Annotated in this window: 18 protein-coding genes and 1 tRNA gene; 11 read left to right on the top strand and 8 right to left on the bottom strand. The window is 64.6% G+C overall.

Annotated elements, in window-relative coordinates; all coding sequences use genetic code 11:
• Positions 1-729: tyrosine-type recombinase/integrase (locus VIQ49_RS22685; RefSeq protein ID WP_331888848.1), on the top strand; the 729-nt coding region annotated here is incomplete at its 5' end.
• An 85-nt stretch (positions 730-814) separates the two neighbouring features.
• Here the strand turns inward: VIQ49_RS22685 and VIQ49_RS22680 are convergent.
• Positions 815-888: transfer RNA gene (locus VIQ49_RS22680), tRNA-Pro, on the bottom strand.
• Positions 889-954: 66 nt separating this feature from the next.
• Positions 955-1,950 carry a metallophosphoesterase gene (locus tag VIQ49_RS22675; protein ID WP_331888847.1) on the bottom strand — a complete coding sequence of 332 codons (996 nt, stop codon included), beginning with the start codon at positions 1,948-1,950 and terminating at the stop codon, positions 955-957.
• A 101-nt stretch (positions 1,951-2,051) separates the two neighbouring features.
• Here VIQ49_RS22675 and VIQ49_RS22670 point away from each other — a divergent pair, with 101 nt between their 5' ends.
• Positions 2,052-2,519 (top strand): GatB/YqeY domain-containing protein, encoded by a 468-nt coding sequence (locus VIQ49_RS22670; protein ID WP_331888846.1) that lies wholly within the window; start codon positions 2,052-2,054, stop codon positions 2,517-2,519.
• Positions 2,520-2,634: 115 nt separating this feature from the next.
• Here VIQ49_RS22670 and VIQ49_RS22665 read toward each other — a convergent pair whose 3' ends face one another.
• Positions 2,635-5,046: a transglycosylase domain-containing protein gene (locus VIQ49_RS22665; protein ID WP_331888853.1), complete on the bottom strand. Its 2,412-nt coding sequence runs from the start codon at positions 5,044-5,046 to the stop codon at positions 2,635-2,637.
• Between the two features lie 269 nt (positions 5,047-5,315).
• Between VIQ49_RS22665 and VIQ49_RS22660 the strand changes: the two genes are divergently transcribed.
• Complete coding sequence (locus VIQ49_RS22660) at positions 5,316-5,633, top strand: WhiB family transcriptional regulator (protein WP_331888845.1); 318 nt, start codon at positions 5,316-5,318, stop codon at positions 5,631-5,633.
• 52 nt (positions 5,634-5,685) lie between these two features.
• Here VIQ49_RS22660 and VIQ49_RS22655 read toward each other — a convergent pair whose 3' ends face one another.
• Positions 5,686-6,780 carry an ArsA family ATPase gene (locus VIQ49_RS22655; RefSeq protein ID WP_331888844.1) on the bottom strand — a complete coding sequence of 365 codons (1,095 nt, stop codon included), beginning with the start codon at positions 6,778-6,780 and terminating at the stop codon, positions 5,686-5,688.
• Positions 6,780-7,790: an ArsA family ATPase gene (locus VIQ49_RS22650; protein WP_331888843.1), complete on the bottom strand. Its 1,011-nt coding sequence runs from the start codon at positions 7,788-7,790 to the stop codon at positions 6,780-6,782. Before VIQ49_RS22650 ends, VIQ49_RS22655 begins: the two co-directional genes overlap by 1 nt.
• Before the next feature lie 143 nt (positions 7,791-7,933).
• Here VIQ49_RS22650 and VIQ49_RS22645 point away from each other — a divergent pair, with 143 nt between their 5' ends.
• Both VIQ49_RS22645 and VIQ49_RS22640 read left to right on the top strand, forming a co-directional pair.
• The gene (locus VIQ49_RS22645) at positions 7,934-8,098 is read left to right on the top strand and encodes a DUF4177 domain-containing protein (RefSeq protein WP_023956445.1); all 165 of its coding nucleotides are present in this window, start codon (positions 7,934-7,936) and stop codon (positions 8,096-8,098) included.
• Between the two features lie 7 nt (positions 8,099-8,105).
• Positions 8,106-8,570: a RidA family protein gene (locus VIQ49_RS22640; protein WP_414731692.1), complete on the top strand. Its 465-nt coding sequence runs from the start codon at positions 8,106-8,108 to the stop codon at positions 8,568-8,570.
• A gap of 14 nt (positions 8,571-8,584) precedes the next feature.
• Here VIQ49_RS22640 and hypB read toward each other — a convergent pair whose 3' ends face one another.
• On the bottom strand, positions 8,585-9,370 hold the full coding sequence (gene hypB, locus VIQ49_RS22635; protein WP_331888842.1) for a hydrogenase nickel incorporation protein HypB: 786 nt from the start codon (positions 9,368-9,370) through the stop codon (positions 8,585-8,587).
• Positions 9,371-9,456: 86 nt separating this feature from the next.
• Between hypB and VIQ49_RS22630 the strand changes: the two genes are divergently transcribed.
• Genes VIQ49_RS22630 through VIQ49_RS22620 form a run of 3 tightly spaced genes read left to right on the top strand, consistent with a single transcriptional unit; the run spans position 9,457 to position 12,876 of the window.
• A complete protein-coding gene (locus VIQ49_RS22630) occupies positions 9,457-10,632 on the top strand; it encodes a CoA transferase (protein WP_331888841.1) in 1,176 nt (391 codons plus the stop codon).
• Positions 10,626-11,966, top strand: a complete 1,341-nt coding sequence (locus VIQ49_RS22625; RefSeq protein WP_414731693.1) for an amidohydrolase family protein — start codon at positions 10,626-10,628, stop codon at positions 11,964-11,966. Before VIQ49_RS22630 ends, VIQ49_RS22625 begins: the two co-directional genes overlap by 7 nt.
• Positions 11,967-11,976: 10 nt before the next feature.
• A complete protein-coding gene (locus tag VIQ49_RS22620) occupies positions 11,977-12,876 on the top strand; it encodes an LLM class flavin-dependent oxidoreductase (protein WP_331888839.1) in 900 nt (299 codons plus the stop codon).
• A 165-nt stretch (positions 12,877-13,041) separates the two neighbouring features.
• On the opposite strand, the gene VIQ49_RS22615 is transcribed toward VIQ49_RS22620, so the two are convergent.
• Both VIQ49_RS22615 and VIQ49_RS22610 read right to left on the bottom strand, forming a co-directional pair.
• Positions 13,042-14,028 carry a MaoC family dehydratase gene (locus tag VIQ49_RS22615; protein ID WP_331888838.1) on the bottom strand — a complete coding sequence of 329 codons (987 nt, stop codon included), beginning with the start codon at positions 14,026-14,028 and terminating at the stop codon, positions 13,042-13,044.
• Positions 14,021-14,875 carry a CoA ester lyase gene (locus tag VIQ49_RS22610; RefSeq protein ID WP_331888837.1) on the bottom strand — a complete coding sequence of 285 codons (855 nt, stop codon included), beginning with the start codon at positions 14,873-14,875 and terminating at the stop codon, positions 14,021-14,023. Before VIQ49_RS22610 ends, VIQ49_RS22615 begins: the two co-directional genes overlap by 8 nt.
• A 167-nt stretch (positions 14,876-15,042) precedes the next feature.
• Here VIQ49_RS22610 and VIQ49_RS22605 point away from each other — a divergent pair, with 167 nt between their 5' ends.
• From VIQ49_RS22605 to VIQ49_RS22595, 3 genes are read left to right on the top strand one after another with little or no spacing between them, the layout of a single operon-like run.
• The gene (locus tag VIQ49_RS22605) at positions 15,043-16,197 is read left to right on the top strand and encodes an acyl-CoA dehydrogenase family protein (RefSeq protein ID WP_331888836.1); all 1,155 of its coding nucleotides are present in this window, start codon (positions 15,043-15,045) and stop codon (positions 16,195-16,197) included.
• Positions 16,198-16,212: 15 nt separating this feature from the next.
• Positions 16,213-16,959 carry a GntR family transcriptional regulator gene (locus VIQ49_RS22600; protein ID WP_331888835.1) on the top strand — a complete coding sequence of 249 codons (747 nt, stop codon included), beginning with the start codon at positions 16,213-16,215 and terminating at the stop codon, positions 16,957-16,959.
• 34 nt (positions 16,960-16,993) lie between these two features.
• Entirely contained in the window at positions 16,994-17,800 is an 807-nt protein-coding gene (locus VIQ49_RS22595; protein WP_331888834.1) for an MBL fold metallo-hydrolase, read from the top strand.
• Positions 17,801-17,878: the final 78 nt, after the last annotated feature.

Here is a 17,878-nt window from a genome sequence, read left to right as displayed (position 1 = left end):
TGTGGTTGGCACCTTCACCGTCATCGCCTGGGCCTTCAGTTCCGGGTCGACACGACGAACACAAGGCGGGGACTTTTATCTGGCCACCAGTGGGGACCTCGACCTGGCCACCAATGGAGACTTTTTCATGGCCACGGACAGATGGCCGCGCTCAAAGTCGAGAACTTTGACTTTGTGCGCCGGCGAGTGAACATTCGACAGGCAGTGGCCGAAGTCCGCGGGAAGCAGGTTTGGTCCACTGCCAAGAATCACGAGCGACGCTCGGTGCCGTTCCCACAGTTCCTCGGTGACGAGGTCACCAACCTCATGCGGCGTAAAGGCCGGGATGATCTGGTGTTTGCATCCGGTGCGGGCTCCGTACTCCGGGGCTCTACGTGGCGTCCGCGAGTCTTCAAGCCTGCGGTCGTCACAGCACGGAAGAAGGTCAGCCAGATCCGGGCTGACGAGGATCGCAATGACGTCGATTCGTTGACTCAGGAATTTCCGGTTGTGACTCCACACGATTTGCGCCACACAGCGGCGTCCCTGGCGATCAGCGCAGGCGCGAATGTGAAGGCAGTGCAAACGATGCTCGGGCACAAGTCGGCGGCTCTCACGTTGGACACATATGCCGACCTATTTCCCGATGATCTGGAGGCTGTAGCGGTGGCGCTTGACAACGCTCGTGCGGCGGCGATTCAGGCCTTGAAAAAATCTGCTGCGGACGCACTGCGGACGGAACCGATCTAGCCGTTAATCCGAGGCTCCAAAAACGAGGAGACCCCGATCAAGGTTTCCCCTGATCAGGGTCTCTCATGTGTCTCAACCAACACAGTCGGGGTGGCGGGATTCGAACCCACGACCTCTTCGTCCCGAACGAAGCACGCTACCAAGCTGCGCCACACCCCGTGTTCAATCAACCTGCGATAGCTTACCGCAGTCCGTCCGCGGCATTAAATCGCCTGGTCAGAGGCATCAATTGGCCTCGGCGCTGATCGGTGGGAGGGACCCTTCGTGGTCGAAATCGGAGTCGTCGTCGGAGACCGGGGTGAGGGTCAGCAACGATGCCTCGGGGCGGCAGCAGAAGCGGGCCGGCGCGTACGGGGAGGTACCCAGTCCGGCGCTCACGTGCAGGCGCATCGTGGAGCCCCAGGCCGACGGTCCCTTGACCCTCGAGCGGTCGAGATGGCAGTTGGTCACCAGGGCGCCGTAGAACGGCAGGCAGAGCTGGCCGCCGTGGGTGTGGCCGGCCATCACGAGGTCGTAGCCGTCGTCGGCGAACCGGTCGAGGACGCGGGGTTCGGGGGAGTGGGTCAGCCCGAGTCGCAGATGTGCGAGTGGGTTGGGGCGTCCCTCGATGGTCTCGTAGCGGTCGCGCCCGATGTGTGGATCGTCGACACCGGCGGCGGCCACGCGGACTCCGGCGACCTCGAGTTCACGGACCGAATGGGTGGCGTCGAGCCAGCCGCGCTCGGTGAATGCCGCCCGCAGGTCCTGCCAGGGCAGAGGTTCTCCGTGGGACCGCTTGTGGTTCTTCTTGAAGTACTTGAGCGGGTTCTTGGCCGTCGGTCCGAAGTAGTCGTTGGAGCCGAAAACGAACAATCCAGGCACCGACAACAGCCCTCCGAGAGCCTGGACCACCGCGGGCACGGCCTGGGGGTGAGCCAGGTTGTCGCCGGTGTTGATCACCAGGTCGGGCGCCAGGCCGGCGAGTTCCTGAACCCACGCCTGCTTGAGTCGCTGGCCGGGCATCATGTGCAGATCGCTGATGTGCAGGACCCGCAGCGGTGTCGCGCCGGGTTCGAGAACGGGCAGGGTCTGATGTCGGAGCGCAAAAGCGTTGCGCTCCACCAGAGTCGCGTAGGCGAGGCCGGCGACGCCTGCGGCAGCGGTGCCGATGGCGAGCTGCTGCAGCGTCGGACGTGAGAGCTGATTCGCGCGCCGAGAAGCGCCGTGAAGTCCCTGAATCATGGCCCTACGATACGCTTCGCGGTCGATGCTGCGGAGTGCCAGACCTCCGCACACGGAAAAGTGTTGGGAACCGGACATTCCGGCGGCGTAGCTTTGACGGCATGTCGACAATCAAGGAGCAGATCCGCGCCGATCTGACCACCGCCATGAAAGCCAAGGACACGCTTGTCACCGGAACGCTGCGGATGGTGCTCGCCGCGATCGGTGCCGAAGAGGTCTCCGGCAAGGCAGCACGTGAATTGACCGACGACGACGTCCTCAAAGTGCTGGCTCGCGAAAGCAAGAAGCGGGCCGAGTCGGCGTCCATCTTTGCCGAGAACGACCGTGAGGAACTCGCCGCCAAAGAGCGCGCCGAAGGCGAGATCATCGCGCGCTACTTGCCGAGCCAGCTCGACGACGCAGAACTCGCTGCAGTCGTCGACCAGGCGTATGCCGCTGTCGCCGAACAGACCGGCGATGCGCCGACGATGAAGCAGATGGGCCAGATCATGGGACAGGCCACCGCCCTCGCCGCCGGCCGGGCCGACGGCAAACGTCTCTCGGCCGCGGTCCGCGCACGTCTTCAGTAGCGCTTTCGACCCCCGAAACCGAATTCGCTCCACCTACCCGCGTTCGCTCCTGTCGCAACAGGAGCAGACGCAGGTAGGCGGAGCGAATTTTGGGTGGGCGGGGGTAGATCCCCGGCTACCCGGTTGGTATCTCGATCGGGCCGATCCCCGGGACGGTGATCGTGGTCGGGGGCGACGGGGCACGGGAGGTCGGCGCGGGCTGCGATCGCCCGGTGCTGACGTAGATGGTGACTGTGCTGCCGGGGATCGCGGTGCCCTCCGGGCTCATCGACACCACGGTGCCCGCCGACTGAGGGCTGTCGCTCGTGGCCTGGACGACGCGGAATCCGGCGGCCTCGAGCCGGCTGGTGGCCGAACCTGCGTCGAGCCCGGCCACGTTCGGCACAGAGGTACCGCCGACGCCCGAGACATAGGCCGGATCGTTGGGCGGCAACACGGTGGGCCCGAAATTGTTGGCGATCGGAAGGATCGCGTTGAACCACGTCCGTGCCGGCTCGCTACCGCCGTACAGGGTTCCGGAGCCGCACTGACGCAGCGGGCCGGAGCAGAGTTCGGACGGGGTCGGCGAGTCGTTGTAGGTGTACGCCGCCGCGGCCAGGTTGTTGGTGAAGCCCATGAAGGCCGATGAGCGGTGCGCTTCGGTGGTACCCGTCTTGCTGGCGAGCGGCAGGCCCCAACCCACGGAACCGGCTGCACCCGCGGCGGTGCCCGCGCCACGATCGTCGGCGCTCATCGTGTTGGCGAGGGTGTCGGCGAGCCCGGGCTCGACAACCTTTTCGCACTGGGGCCGATCGAAGGCGACTTCCTGCACGGCCGGAGCGCCATTGGCATCGACGACCTGGTTGCCGTAACGGTCCCGCTTGGGCTGGGTGATCGAGGCGATCGGGTTGGGTGGGCACCAGACGCCGTGCGACGCGAGGGTGGCGGCGACGTTCGACAATTCGAGTGCGTTGACCGCGGTCGGCCCGAGGGTGAACGACCCGAGGTTGTTCTGCTTGAAGTAGTCCGCGAGGCTCTGCTCGCCGTCTCCGGCGCTTCCGGGGCCGGCGTACGAGCGCATGCCCAGCCGCACCGCCATGTCGACGGCGGGCGACACACCGACATCCTGCAGCAACTTCACGAACGCGGTGTTGGGTGACTGCGCCAGCGCGTCGGTCACCGACATCCGAGCGGGGTACTTGCCGTCGTTCTTGACGCAGTAACTGGCCGCGGGGCAACCGTTGGCGCCACCGCTGCTGCCCATGCCCTGCGCTTGGAATGTCCCGGGGACCGCCAGCGACGATCCGGCGCCGAGGCCGTTCTCCATGGCGGCGGCGACGGTGAACACCTTGAAGATCGATCCGGCGCCGTCCCCGACCATCGAGAACGGTTGCGGCTGGACGGTCTGGTTGAGGTTCTGATCGAGCCCGTAGACACGGCTGGAGGCCATCGACATGACGTCGTGCGACTCGGTGCCGGGTTTTATCACACTCATCACGGTCGCGACGCCGTCGAGGTTCGGGTCGGTGAACATGTTGACGCCGTCCTGCGTCGAGGCCTGGACAGCGGGATCGAGCGTGGTGCGGATCGTGTAGCCGCCGCGGGCGATCGCGTCCTTGCTCAGCCCGTTCTCGGCCAGGAACTGCAGTGCGTAGTCGCAGAAGAATCCGGCGTTGGCGGCGGAGATGCAACCGTTCGGCAGGGTGTTGGGGGAGGGGACGACGCCGAGCGGCGTGTCCATCGCGGCCCGGTACTCCGCGGCCCGGTTCGGGAAGTTGGTGACCATCGTCTCGAGCACCGTGTTGCGGCGGTCGATCACGCCCTCTGGGTTGCTGTACGGATCCAGGGCCGAACTCGACTGGACCATGCCGGCGAGCATGGCGGATTCGGGGACGGTCAGATCCTTGGCCGGCTTGTTGAAGTACGTCCACGCGGCAGCTTCGATGCCGTACGCGCCGTTACCGAACGGCACCACATTCAGGTAACGGGTGACGATCTCCTTCTTCGCCTCTTGCTTGGCCTCTTCGTCGCTGAGGTTCCGGTCGTTCTTGATCTCGTTGGTGAGCGTGTTCTCGAGGGTCAGCGCCATGCGGACCTCTTTGAGCTTGCGCGCCGGAGTGGTCTCGGTGGCCGCACGTCGTTCGGCGTCGTTCTGTGCCAGCACCAACAGTTGGTAGTTCTTCACATACTGCTGGTCGATGGTCGATGCACCCTGCTGGACCTCGCCGGACGACTGGTTCTTGAGGAACGCGCGGATCGTGCCCTTCCAGTCGACGCCGTCGTGGTCGAGGAATCGACGGTCCTCGACGGAGATGATCGCTCTGATCATCTCCGGTGAGATGTCGTTGTAGCCGACCTGTGTGCGTCGCTGGTCGTAGAGGTACGCGATCGGTTTGCCGTTGACGTCGGTCATCGTGGTGACCTCGGGGACCTGGCCCTCGATCAGTTCCGACGACACGTTCTGCATGGTGTCCGCTGCACGGTTCGATACCAGGCCCAGCCCGCCGGCGACGGGAAAGAGCAGGCCGGCAACCAGAACACCGGCCATCAGGCAGCATCCGACGAGCAGGGTTAGGGACTTCGACTTCGACACGATCGCAAGGATACGTGCCAGTGGCCGCCGGGACGGCATTCGAAGGCCCGGCGGTGGGCGCGATCAATCGTCTGTTTGGACGTCAGTGCCACTTTTTTCAATGCAGGTCTTGACTGGCAACGAGTGTGATCAATAGATTGGTTCTACTTGAATGTGACTCACATAACATTCAGTCGTAAATGTAGGCCCAGGCGCACTTAATATGCTTCAGACAGGGGATGCACATGGCGAAAGCGGCAGCTGCGACCGTAGAGAACGAAGCACGACTGGCATGGGTGGCCAGGGCACGTTGCCGCGAGGTGGATCCCGACCAGTTGTTCGTCCGAGGCGCTGCACAGCGCAAGGCGGCGACCATATGTCGGCACTGCCCGGTACAGCTTGAATGCGGTGCCGATGCACTGGACAACCATGTCGAGTTCGGTGTGTGGGGTGGGATGACAGAGCGCCAGCGGCGAGCTCTCCTGCGTCAGCATCCCGAGGTCACCTCGTGGAGCACTTTCTTCGAAACCCAGCGCAGGCGCCAGGTCGTCGGCGTCGGCTAGATCAGACCAACCGAACACAGGAGGCGGCCGAAATGGCCGCCTCCTTCCATGTTCAGCCCTTGCTGGTGATCTGCTCGGCCACAGCGCGCAACGCCGTCATGTCGGCGACCTCGAAGGGCAACGACGGAACGCCCACGATCGGGACTCTGGGATGCGACGTCGTGAAGCTGTGCAGTAGGTGCAGTTCCCGTTTGCCGGTGGTGGCCCGCTCGGCGTGAATCGTCAGAATCGCCTTGGTCAGCGGATCGTCGATCTGGGCGGCGGCAGCCTCGGCGGTCGGACCGCTGATGCTGGTCAGATTCGGATGGGTCCGATTGAGGATCAGCCCGGCCAACGGCATCTTCTCCTCCGACAGCCGATCGACGAAGAACGCCGCTTCGCGCAGTGCGTCCGGTTCGGCAGAGGCGACCACTGCGAACTTGGTACCCGGTTGCTTGAGGAGCAGGTACGTCTTGTTGGCGCGTTCCCGGAAACTGCCGAACATCGAGTCGAGTGACTGCACGAACACCGACACATCGCGCAGTGTCTCGCCGCCGACGATCGTCGAGACGCCCTTCATCGCCAGGCTGACAGCGCCGGTGACCACGCGGCCCACCCCCCGTCCACCGCCCACGAGCACCTTCATCAGGCGGCCTTCGAGGAACGAGCCCAGTCGCTGGGGTGCGTCGAGGAAGTCCAGGGCGTTGCGCGACGGTGGGGTGTCGACCACCACGAGATCCCAGTCATCCTGTGCCAGAAGCTGTCCCAGTTTTTCCATCGCCATGTACTCCTGTGTTCCGGAGAACGAGCTGGCGACGGTCTGATAGAAGGAATTGTTCATGATCGCCTCGGCCCGGTCGGGCGGAGAGTACTGCGTGACCATCTCGTCGAAGGTCCGCCGCATGTCGAGCATCATCGCGTCGAGCGTTCCGTCGCCGTCGATCTTCACCGGTTGCGGGCTGTTGGTCAGCTCGCTCATCCCCAGCGACTGCGCCAGGCGTTTGGCCGGATCGATCGTCAGGACAACGACTTTGCGGCCCCGTTCGGCGGCCCAGACGGCCATCGCGGCAGCGGTGGTGGTCTTGCCGACGCCACCCGCGCCGCAACAGATGACAACCTTGGTGCCCGGATCCGTGAGAATCGCACCCATTTTCAGGTCGATGGGCATCAGGCACCTGCCTTCTGGAGGATCTCGGACAGGTCGTAGAGGCCGCCGAGGTCGATACCTTCGTCGAATGCCGGGAGCTGCAGCTTGTCCTTGTGCAACGACTCCAGCTCGGTACCGGCCTCGAGCTGTGCCTGCACACGGCTGGCGTGCTCGATGGTCTCGGTCAGCAAGCCCTCGAAGTCGGCCTCGGTGATGGCCAGGCCCGCAGTCTCCAGCACAGACCGAAGCTCGGCGGCATCGATGACGCCGTCAGCGATGTCCGCGATCGAGTCGGTCGGCAGATGCGCAGGTGACACCTTGTTGATGATCAGCGAGCCGATGGTCAGTTCTTTGCTCTCGAGTTCGGTGACCGCCTCGATGGTCTCCTGAATCGGCATCGCCTCGAGCAGCGTCACGAGATGCACCACGGTGTCGCTGGAGTGCAGCAGCTTCACCACGCCGTCACTCTGATTGCGAAGTGGACCGGTCTTGGTCAGATCCGCCATCGCCTTGGTCACATCGAGGAAGTTGCCGATGCGGCCCGTCGGCGGCGAATCGACCACCACCGCGTCATAGACCCGGTTTCCCTTCTTGTCCGTCCGGACCACACACTCCTTGATCTTTCCCGTCACCAAGACGTCGCGAAGCCCCGGCGCGACGGTTGTGACGAAATCGATCGCCCCGATCCGGCGCATGGCGCGGCCGGCGAATCCGAGGTTGTAGAACATGTCGAGATATTCGAGGAGTGCGTGTTCGATGTCGATGGCCAGTGCCGACACCTGGCCGCCACCCTCTGCAGTGGCCACTTTGGTCTCGGTCGGTGCAAGCGGCGGAACATCGAAGATCTGCGCGATGCCCTGCCGCCCCTCGCATTCCACGAGAAGCACTTTCTTCCCTTCGGCCGCAAGAGCCAACGCGAGCGCAGCCGCGACGGTCGTCTTACCGGTCCCACCCTTACCTGACACGAAATGAAGCCGTGCCTTCCTGGCCGCTTCGGGCCAGTGATACCCCTGCGGTTGTTCTGACGTCACCGGCTCACCTTATCCACCATGTGTGCTGATCAACATGGCGCAGCGGAGTTCTGTGTCCATTTTCGTCGCTCCGCCGACGTCCAACCGGGCAACTGATCGCGGGCGCCCCTGGCGCGGCGATATGCAGCCGATAGGCTGGGCACATGAGTGAGCCAACTGCCTGGGAATACGTGACCGTTCCGCTTCTGACCCATGCCACCAAACAGATCCTCGACCAGTGGGGTGCCGACGGCTGGGAGCTGGTCAGCGTCCTGCCCGGTCCCACCGGCGAACAGCACGTCGCCTACCTCAAGCGCGCGAAAGGCTGATCTGCACATGACCTGGTCGGAGCGACTGACTGAACTGAACATCGTGCTCCCCAAGGTGGTGGCACCCCTGGCCGCGTACGTACCGGCCGTGCAGTCCGGCAACCTGGTCTACACGTCGGGTCAGCTGCCGATGCTCGGGGGCGAATTGACCGCGCACGGCAAGGTGTCCGAGGGCGCCGAAGGTGTGGTCCGGCCCGATGTTGCCGCCGACGCCGCGCGGTTCTGCGCTCTCAACGCGCTGGCCGCGATCGACGCGTTGGTGGGCATCGACTCCATCAAGCGGATCGTCAAGGTTGTCGGCTTCGTGGCATCGGCACCCGGGTTCACCGGGCAGCCGGCCGTCATCAACGGCGCTTCGCATCTGCTCGGCGAGATCTTCGGTGAAGCCGGCGCTCACGCCCGGTCGGCGGTGGGTGTCGCCGAACTGCCACTCGGTGCTCCGGTCGAGGTCGAACTCATCGTCGAGGTCTGATCATCCTGCTCTGATCATCCTGCTCTGATCATCGCCGTATCGATCCAGCTGTACCACTGCTCCAAACCTTCACCGGTCCGCGCGCTCACGGGAATCACGTGGGCGCGCGGATTCGTCTGTGCGATGGTGTCCAGGAACGACTGCAGCTCGACGTCCAGATGCGGCAGCAGGTCGATCTTGTTGAGCAGCACCACATGTACGCGGCTGAACATCAGTGGGTATTTGAGCGGCTTGTCTTCGCCCTCGGTCACCGAATAGACCATCACGCGGGCGTGCTCGCCGACATCGAACTCGGCCGGGCACACCAGGTTTCCGACATTCTCGATGAACACCAGGTCGAGTGTGCTCAGATCCAGACCCTGCAGCGCGCGGTTGACCATCGGTGCGTCCAGATGGCATTCGCCGCCAAAACCGTTGGCGGTGTTGATCAGTGAGACCTGTGCGCCCTTGTCCTCGAGTCGCGCGGCATCCAGGTCGGTGGCGATGTCGCCTTCGATGACGCCGATCCGAAGGCTCGGTCGCAGCGCGTCGAGTGTCGCCGACAGAATCGAGGTCTTCCCGGACCCTGGCGAACTCATCAGATTCACCGCCGGTACCCCGGCCGCATCGAATGCGTTGCGGTTGAGATCGGCCCGGACATCGTTCTCGGTGAAGATGGCCTCGAGGATCTCGACCCGCTGCGCCCCGGTGTCGTAGCCGCTGTGGTCGCCGTGATCGTGCGCCATGCCGTCGGCATGTTCGTGCACCGTGCCGTCTGCATGGGTGTGCGTGGTGTCGTCGTGACGATGGAATCGACCCATACCGCCCATGGTAGGTCGTGTGACCCGGGTAATAGGGTTACTCACAGGTCCACTCGAGAAGCAGGCCAGGACACAAAGGAGTACCGGTGATCGATCCGGCGGAGCGATGGGCCCGCAGTGGTATGGCCCATCTGACCGGTGATCCCGGTGGTCCACCGGATTTCAGCCGGGCCGGCATTCTGGCGCTGGCGGATGAGGTCGCCGATCCGTTCGATCTCCGGGTCGAGGATCTGCTGGCGGGCAGGTCGGCGCTGATGAGTACCAGTCGCGGTGGCCGGATTTCGGTGGGTGGGGCGACCAGGCTGATCCGATGCAGAGATACCTGGGTTGCGTTCTCGCTGGCACGCACCACGGACATCGACTCGCTGGGCGCGTTGCTGAGTACCGACGCAGCCATCGACGACCCCTGGTCGACACTGGAAGACGCGGCCCGCACCTGGGTGGCAGATGAACTCGTCGACCGTGCACAGTTGCTCGAGATCCCGGCCGCCGTCCTGGGGTCGGCGACCGCGCCGCCCACACAGGTCACCCGGTCCTGGGACCGGTCGCGGCCGCGAGGTGTCGACGACAACCTGCTGGTGGTCGATCTGTCCGCGATGTGGGCCGGACCGCTCTGCGGCCAACTCCTCGGAGGTCTCGGGGCAACGGTGATCAAGGTGGAAAGTCCGGGCCGGCCCGACGGCGCCCGCGCGGGCAACCAGGACTTCTTTCGTTGGATGAACGGGACCAAGATGCTGTTCCCGGCCGAGATCGCCGACCGCAACACAGACCTGGCGGACCTGATCGATGTTGCGGACGTGGTGATCGAGGCTTCTCGACCCCGCGCACTGGAATCCGCCGGGCTCGATGCGGCGACCAGGCCGCCGGTCCGGGGAAGGGTCTGGGTCCGGATCACCGGCTACGGCAACGCCCCTGACGTGCGGAACCGGGTGGCATTCGGTGACGACGCGGCGGTCGCCGGAGGGCTCGTCGGCCGGGGGACCGGCGGCCCCGTGTTCTGTGGCGACGCGATCGCTGATCCTTTGACGGGTATCGAGGCCGCACGCGCGGTGGTCGATTCCCTGGGCCGCGGTGGTGGGGAGATCATAGACGTGGTGATGTCGGGAGTGGCAGCGAAATATGCTGCAGTACCGATACTTTCGGATCCCGAGGCCAAGCAGGTGGTCGCTGCCCGGAGGCCGACGATCGCAGAATCCACCGGTCGCACGGTGGATGCGCGGTGGGTGGCCCACCTGATCGAGCGCCGGCGGGCGGCGTGCTGATCATCAACGCCCGGAGGCTCACCGGACCGCCCGTGGCTGTGCGAACCGCGGGTGACCGGATCGCCGAGACCGGAGCTGATCTGGTTGCGAAACCGGGTGAGACGGTCATCGATGCGCGGGGCGGAACACTGATCCCAGGGTTATGGGACCACCACATTCATCTTCGGGCCACGGTCGCGGCGGCCGCATCGATCAGAGTGGGGCCCCCGCAGGTTCGCACGCCGGAGGAATTCCGGGCGGTGTTGGCTGCGGCAACGCCTCAGCCCGACGGTTGGATTCGTGCGGTCGGCTACCACAACAGTGTCACCGGCGACCTCGACCGGCACACTCTCGATGCAGTGGTTCCCCACGTGCCCTTGCGGATTCAGCATCGCAGCGGTGCGATGTGGTTTGTGAACTCGGTGGGGCTCGCTGCGCTCGGGCAGGCCGATCATCCCACCGGGCAGCTCTTTCGGCAGGACACACAGGTGGCGGCGGCGACCGCCGGCAGCGCGACCGCCTTCGGTCCGCTCAGCGCCCGATTGAGTGCGCACGGCGTCATCGGTGTCACCGAAGCGACTCCGAATCTGACTGCGGCTGATCTGGATTCGCTCGACGATGCCGTCGGCGAGGGCCAGATCCGGCAGCGGGTGATGGTGATGTCCGTCGATTCGGGTCGCGAGCATCCGAATCTCGGTTTCGGGCCCGTCAAACGCATACTCGACGACGACACCCTCGATCTTGACGGCCTCTCGGAATGGGTTGCCGCAGTACATCACCGAGGTAGCGCGGTGGCGATGCACTGTGTCACCGTGGCGCAGCTGGTGGTCGCGACCACCGCCCTGCGCACGGTCGGCGTGCATGCCGGAGATCGTATCGAGCACGCGGCAGTGGTCCCGGAGACGATGATCGGAGACCTCGTCGAACTCGGCGTCACCGTGGTGACCCAACCGAACTTCGTGGCCGAACGCGGCGACGAGTACCTGCGGGATGTGCCGGCATCGGAACACGAAGAACTCTGGCGGCTGCGGACCTTGCAAAGTGCCGGAGTGCCGGTGGCCGGCAGTACCGACGCCCCGTTCGGCGACCTCGACCCGTGGGCGGCAATGCGGGCCGCACGCGACCGGAGGACGGTGAGCGGATCGGAAATCTCCATTTCGGAACAGATTTCGGGCGCCGCAGCGGTGAACCTGTTCCTGGGCGAACCAGGGGATCCGGGAACGCCGCGTGAGCTGACCGCGGGATCAGCCGCCGACCTGTGTCTGCTCTCCGCTTCACCCGAGGTGGTCCTGCGGGAGCTGGACGGAGAACTTGTGTCCGCCACCGTGATCGGCGGAGAGTTGATGAAGCGATGAGGAGTGTTCGATGACAGGTCTGCCGCGGTTCGGAATCTTTGTCCCCCAGTTGGGTATGGAGGCCGGTGCCGTGATCGCCGCCGCGCAGGGCGCCGAGCGGGCCGGATTCGATTCGTTCTGGGTGATGGATCATCTGTTCGCGCCCGGTGCACCGACGTTGGATGCGCTGGAGAGCTGGACCTTGCTGTCCGCGATCGCCGCGACCACCTCCGATATCCGGCTCGGACATCTGGTGGTGTGCAACCCGCTTCGACACCCGGCGGTTCTGGCCAAGATGGCGGCCACCGTCGATCAGATCTCGGGTGGCCGCCTCGATCTGGGTCTGGGCTGGGGATCGATCGAGGCGGAGTTCGAGATGTTCGGTATCGACCACGGGTCGCGGAAGGTACGTGCGGAGCAGCTGGGTGAGACTGTCGAGATCCTTCGGTTGATGTTCTCTGGCGAGCTATTCGAGTACCAGGGCAAGCACTTTCAGTTGTCCGGTGCCTACGGCCGGCCGACACCTGTCAAAGCCACGATTCCGATTCACATCGGGGGTGCCGGCAAGCAATTGACGATGCCGTTGGTCGCCGAATACGCCGACTGGTGGAACTGCGTCGGTGGTGCCCGCGATCAGCTCGACGAACTGCGACCCCTCAGCGGTGGCGCCCGCCTGTCTGTTCAGTACGCGGTCGGTGTTGTCACCGACGAGTCGTTGCGCGCCAAGGTGTTGGAACGGACTGCACGCCGGCTTCCCGAATCCGGCTGGGGGAAAGCTCTGGTCGGCACACCTGCCGAACTCGTCGATATGTTCAAGGCCGAGATCGAACGCGGCGTGGAGCTGTGCATCGTCCGTCTCCACGACCTCGCTGATCCGGAGACCATCAAGACCTTCGGCGACGACGTGATCGCCCCGATTCGAGAGCTTTGATCGATTGTGCGATAGACGCTTTCGGCACGCTCGGCGGTGATTTCGGCACGGCCAACGGTCCGTTCGGCACGCTCGGCGGTGGTCGCCGTTGAGTGTGCCCTTCCGACCGTCGACCGTGCTCTTCTGCGCGTTGAGCGTGCCCTTGTTGCTGGTGTTTGGCAGGCGTTATGTGGTCAGGGCTGTGAACCTCCAGTCGAGCACCCGGGTCATGGTGTCGTCGGACGCGACGACATCGGCGAGCGACCGCAACTTCAGCAGGGTTCCGCCGGCAGTGAGGGGTTCGGCCGACTCCACCTCCAGGCGACTGGTGATGGTGTCGCCCTCGTGGACGGGACCGACGTGGTCGCAGGACTGCCAGCCCAGAACCGTCACCATGTTGGGAAACGCCCGATTGGCCTGGGCCAGCGCGATGCCGATCGTGTGGCCGCCGTAGACCAGACGCCGGCCACCGATACGCGCATCATGGTGGGTTGCGGCGATGTTGAGTGACAGCCGTGCCAACTCGGGAGCGCTCGACACAACATCGGCACTGGATTCGAAGACGGTGCCGGCGGCCGGAATGTTCGGTGACGACGGCAGCGCGGACAGGTTCCAGCCGGCTGGGATCTCGAACGGTGGTTCGTCGGCGGGCCCGATCGCGGAGAGGTCGTCGGCTGCCTGCGGGCGGTTGTCGGCGGGCGACTCGCACAGCGGGATCATCGCGCACCGGTAGAAGTCGAGGATCTTGTGACCCTCGGAATCGGTGGTCTCCATTCGCAGGGCCGCCAGACCGGTGGGGCGTCGTCCGGGCTTGACTGAATTCGACCGCAAACCAACAACTTCGGTGCGGGTGTAGAGGGTGTCACCGATGTGGGGGAAGCGGTGGAAGCGAAGGCCGCGGTAGAACAGGTTGGCCTTCACGTGGTGGGTGGCCAGCGTCGACTGTCCGATCGCGATGTCGCAGACCAGGCCGGGATGGGCCAACGCGGTGGGGCGACCGGTCACGGCCGCGGACAGATGGGCGTCGAGTGACAGTCGCATCCGGTCCCCGAGGATCGACTGATGGACTGCGGCAGCACCTTCCGTCAAGGTCATAGATGGGGCGGTGTCGAAGATCTGTCCCACCTCGAGTTCGTCGAAGTACGGTCCACCGACGTATACCGGGTCAGACATCTGTTCTCTCCTCTACCTTGGCCAGGGTGCGCCGTGCGGACACCGCAACCGCCTCATCGAGCATCTGTCCGTCGAGTTGTGCGGCTCCGGCACCGAGCGCGGCGGCGTCCTCGAGGGCCGTCAGAATACGCCGGGCTCGGTCGACAGCCTCCGCCGATGGCGTGAATTCGGCTGTCACATACTCTATTTGACGTGGGTGAATCACCCACTTCCCGTCGAATCCGAGCTCGCGCACCCAACGCGTCGCGAACCGGAACTCGTCGTCGTCGGCGGTTGCCAGATGCGGTCCGTCGGTGGCGGCGATCCCAGCGGTCCGGGCGGCGATCAGAACCCGGTCCTGAATTGCCGCCCACCGCTGCGATGGGAGTCCCGGCTCCCGGCCGAGTTCGGCCCCGAGGTCGGCGTAGCCGATGATGAGGCCATCCAGTTCGTCAACGGCACCGCAGATGTCGTCGAGAAAGGTGAGGCCACTGGGGGTTTCGATCAGCGCCTGCAATGTCGCGCCGTGTCCGGCGAGGCCGGCCGCTGCGACCTCGAGGTCAGCCGCACCCTGAACCTTGGGGACCACCACGCTGGACAGGCCCGATCCGGACCGTGCCAGCGCGGCGAGGTCGTCGGCGGCCCACGGTGAGTCGATGCTGTTGATGCGCACCGCGATGGTTGTTCGGGGAGCAGGTGCGACCGAGTTGATGGCCTCGACCACCAGTGCCCGGGCATCGGCTTTGTGAGCGGGTGTGACGGCGTCCTCGAGGTCGAGGACAACTTCGTCCGCTCCGGATTGCAAGGCCTTGGTCAACTTGCGTCGGTCGGATCCCGGCGCCACGAGCACAGATCGTCGGCGGCTCATCGCATCCCTTCGGGTTCAGTGAAGCCTCGTATGTACGGCCAAATCATGGTCGGCGATGTTTGGTGTTGTCAAGGTGATGCGAGCGGTGACGCCTCCTGCAGGTTGACATCGGGACCATCGTGCGACAAATATGGCCGTACAAAGTTTTGCCGCTGCGAAGGGTTGCCATGAGCTACAACTTGAACGACGAAGAATCGATGCTGGTGAAGACGGTGCGCGACTTCGTCGACCGTGAGGTGAAGCCCTCGGTGCGAGAACTCGAGAGGGCCAACGAGTACCCGGACAAGTGGATCGATCAAATGAAGCAGATCGGGATCTACGGTCTTGCGATCGGCGACGAGTTCGGCGGCTCGCCGGTCTCGATGCCCTGCTACGTCGCGGTCACCGAAGAACTGTCCCGCGGCTGGATGAGCCTGGCCGGTGCCATGGGCGGGCACACCGTGGTTGCCAAGCTGATCACGATGTTCGGGACCGACGAGCAGAAGCAGAAATATCTCCCCGTGATGGCGACCGGTGAGATGCGCGCAACCATGGCGCTGACCGAACCGGGTGGGGGCTCCGACCTGCAAGCGCTGACCACCGCGGCCAGACCCGACGGTGACGACCTGGTCATCAACGGTGCCAAGACCTGGATCAGCAATGCTCGACGATCCGGGGTGATCGCACTGCTCTGCAAGACCGACCCGGCTGCCACCCCGCGCCACGCAGGCATCTCCATCGTGCTGGTGGAACACGGTCCGGGCCTGACGGTTTCACGAGATCTGCCCAAGCTGGGATACAAGGGCGTGGAGTCGTGCGAGCTGTCCTTCGACAACTATCGCGTCCCGAAGTCGGCGATCCTGGGTGGAATGCCGGGCAAGGGTTTTCCCCAGATGATGAAAGGCCTGGAGACCGGACGGATCCAGGTCGCCTCCCGGGCACTCGGCGTGGCAACGGCAGCACTCGACGACGCGCTGGCCTACGCGCAGCAGCGGGAGAGTTTCGGCAAGCCGATCTGGAAGCACCAGTCGATCGGAAACTATTTGGCGGATATGGCAACCAAGCTGACCGCGGCCCGACAGCTCACCCGCTACGCGGCGGAGAAGTTCGACTCCGGGGAACGCTGTGACATGGAAGCCGGTATGGCCAAATTGTTCGCCTCCGAGGTCGCGATGGAGATCGCGCTCAACGCGGTCCGGATACACGGCGGATACGGGTACTCCACCGAGTACGATGTCGAACGCTACTTCCGCGACGCACCGCTGATGATCGTCGGTGAAGGTACCAACGAGATCCAGCGCAATGTCATTGCCGGACAACTGGTGTCCCGCGGTGGCCTGTAGAAGGGTCAGGGGATCATGCCGGCGAAGAGGACCGAAACCGAACCCGCATATCAGTTGCTGGCCAGGCAACTGCGCCAGGACATCGCTGCCGGTCGCTACGACAACGGTGCGCGCCTGCCCACCGAGTCCGAGTTGTCTGAGCGCTATGAGGTGAGCAGGCAGACCGTCCGCCGGGCGTTTGTGGACCTGGTGGCCGCCGGGACCGTTTACCGGGTGCCGGGGCGGGGAACGTTCGTCAATGAATCCGGTGGTCGATACTTGCGTCAGCAGGGGTCGATCGAGGACCTCATGAACCTGTCGCACGACACCACGATGGAAGTGGTGCAGCAGTTGCGGCGCCGCGTGGACGTCGAGGCCGCGAGCCGTCTACGCCTGGACAGCGACGTCGTGTACACCGTGGTCTTCCGCCGAATCCACGACGGGATCCCGTTTGTGCTGACCACCGTCCATCTTCCGGAGGAGGTGGCGCGGCTGATCATCGATGCGCCGGAGATGGCGCAGGGCGCGATCAGCACCTACACCGTGATCGGCCTCCTCGAACGGCATCTGTCGGCGCCCATCGCCGAGGCGGCGCAATCGATCACCGTCGATCAGGCCGATGACCTCGACGTCGTCCACTTGAACTGCGAGGCGGGCCGACCGGTCCTCCGGATCGACAGGTTGTACACCGACAGCAACGGGCTGGTCAGCGAGTTGTCGGTCAGCCACTTCCTGCCCGAGCACTACACCTACCGCGTCACGCTGTATCGCGATCGCGGATGAACTGGATCAGAACGCGCGCGTTAGCCTGGATCGCATGAGTGAATTGCAGCACCCTGCATATCGCGAGGTTCGCCCGGTGACCGACTTCGCGTCGGTGCTGCTGTGTGCCAATCCCGGGATGATGACGCTGGACGGTACCAACACCTGGATCCTGCGTGCGCCCGGACATCCGGATTGCGTTGTGGTCGACCCTGGGCCCAAGGGTAAGAAGAAGCATGTGAAAGCCGTTGCTGCGCAGGGGAACGTCGTCCTGGGCCTGATCACCCACCGGCACTACGACCACACCGGTGCCATCAAGGACTTCCGGAAACAGACCGGCGCTCCGGTCCGCGCCCGCAGCGCCGGGTACACCCGCGGAGCCGAGGTCCTCGCGGACCGGGAGGTCATCGAGGCCGCCGGTCTGACGATCACCGTGCTGTACACACCGGGGCACACCGGGGACTCGGTGAGTTTTCTCGTCGAGTTCGACGGCCGGCGTGCGATGCTGACCGGCGACACCATCCTGGGCGGGGGGACGACGGTTCTCGATCCCAAAGACGGGTCGCTGCGTGACTACATGAACTCCCTGAACCGGCTCATCGTCGAGGGCGAGGAATGTGTGATGCTGCCCGGCCATGGTCCCGACCATGCCGAGCTGATTCCCGTCGCCCGGTTCTACAAGGCCCACCGCGAGGAGCGCATCGATCAGGTGCGGGCTGCACTCGTCGAACTCGGGGTGAGTGCGAAAGACGCCAAGCCCGGCAAGGTTGTCAAGAAGGTATACGCCGACGTCGAAAAGAAACTCTGGCCGGCCGCCAAGATGTCGGTCAAGACGCAACTTGCCTACCTCGCTGAGGCTTGACGTCGAGAGCACCAATCTCGAAGGACTCCGTAGAATTTCGTTGGCTGTTAAAAGCACCGTCCGTCAACGGGTTTGGCA

Source organism: Williamsia sp. (genome assembly GCF_036566845.1).
GTDB lineage: Bacteria > Actinomycetota > Actinomycetes > Mycobacteriales > Mycobacteriaceae > Williamsia.
Note: the sequence above shows the minus strand (reverse complement) of the source record. Positions and strands in the feature narration are given on the sequence as shown.

Excerpts from the sequence above, each read along its gene's own strand:
- VIQ49_RS22665 (WP_331888853.1), bottom strand. The coding sequence starts at position 5,046 with ATGGCCGGTGTTCTGGTTGCCGGCCTGCTCTTTCCCGTCGCCGGCGGG.
- VIQ49_RS22620 (WP_331888839.1), top strand. The coding sequence starts at position 11,977 with ATGACAGGTCTGCCGCGGTTCGGAATCTTTGTCCCCCAGTTGGGTATG.
- VIQ49_RS22605 (WP_331888836.1), top strand. The coding sequence starts at position 15,043 with ATGAGCTACAACTTGAACGACGAAGAATCGATGCTGGTGAAGACGGTG.
- VIQ49_RS22675 (WP_331888847.1), bottom strand. The coding sequence starts at position 1,950 with ATGATTCAGGGACTTCACGGCGCTTCTCGGCGCGCGAATCAGCTCTCA.
- hypB (WP_331888842.1), bottom strand. The coding sequence starts at position 9,370 with ATGGGTCGATTCCATCGTCACGACGACACCACGCACACCCATGCAGAC.
- VIQ49_RS22600 (WP_331888835.1), top strand. The coding sequence starts at position 16,213 with ATGCCGGCGAAGAGGACCGAAACCGAACCCGCATATCAGTTGCTGGCC.
- VIQ49_RS22660 (WP_331888845.1), top strand. The coding sequence starts at position 5,316 with ATGGCGAAAGCGGCAGCTGCGACCGTAGAGAACGAAGCACGACTGGCA.
- VIQ49_RS22645 (WP_023956445.1), top strand. The coding sequence starts at position 7,934 with ATGAGTGAGCCAACTGCCTGGGAATACGTGACCGTTCCGCTTCTGACC.
- VIQ49_RS22640 (WP_414731692.1), top strand. The coding sequence starts at position 8,106 with ATGACCTGGTCGGAGCGACTGACTGAACTGAACATCGTGCTCCCCAAG.
- VIQ49_RS22595 (WP_331888834.1), top strand. The coding sequence starts at position 16,994 with ATGAGTGAATTGCAGCACCCTGCATATCGCGAGGTTCGCCCGGTGACC.
- VIQ49_RS22670 (WP_331888846.1), top strand. The coding sequence starts at position 2,052 with ATGTCGACAATCAAGGAGCAGATCCGCGCCGATCTGACCACCGCCATG.
- VIQ49_RS22610 (WP_331888837.1), bottom strand. The coding sequence starts at position 14,875 with ATGAGCCGCCGACGATCTGTGCTCGTGGCGCCGGGATCCGACCGACGC.
- VIQ49_RS22655 (WP_331888844.1), bottom strand. The coding sequence starts at position 6,780 with ATGCCCATCGACCTGAAAATGGGTGCGATTCTCACGGATCCGGGCACC.
- VIQ49_RS22615 (WP_331888838.1), bottom strand. The coding sequence starts at position 14,028 with ATGTCTGACCCGGTATACGTCGGTGGACCGTACTTCGACGAACTCGAG.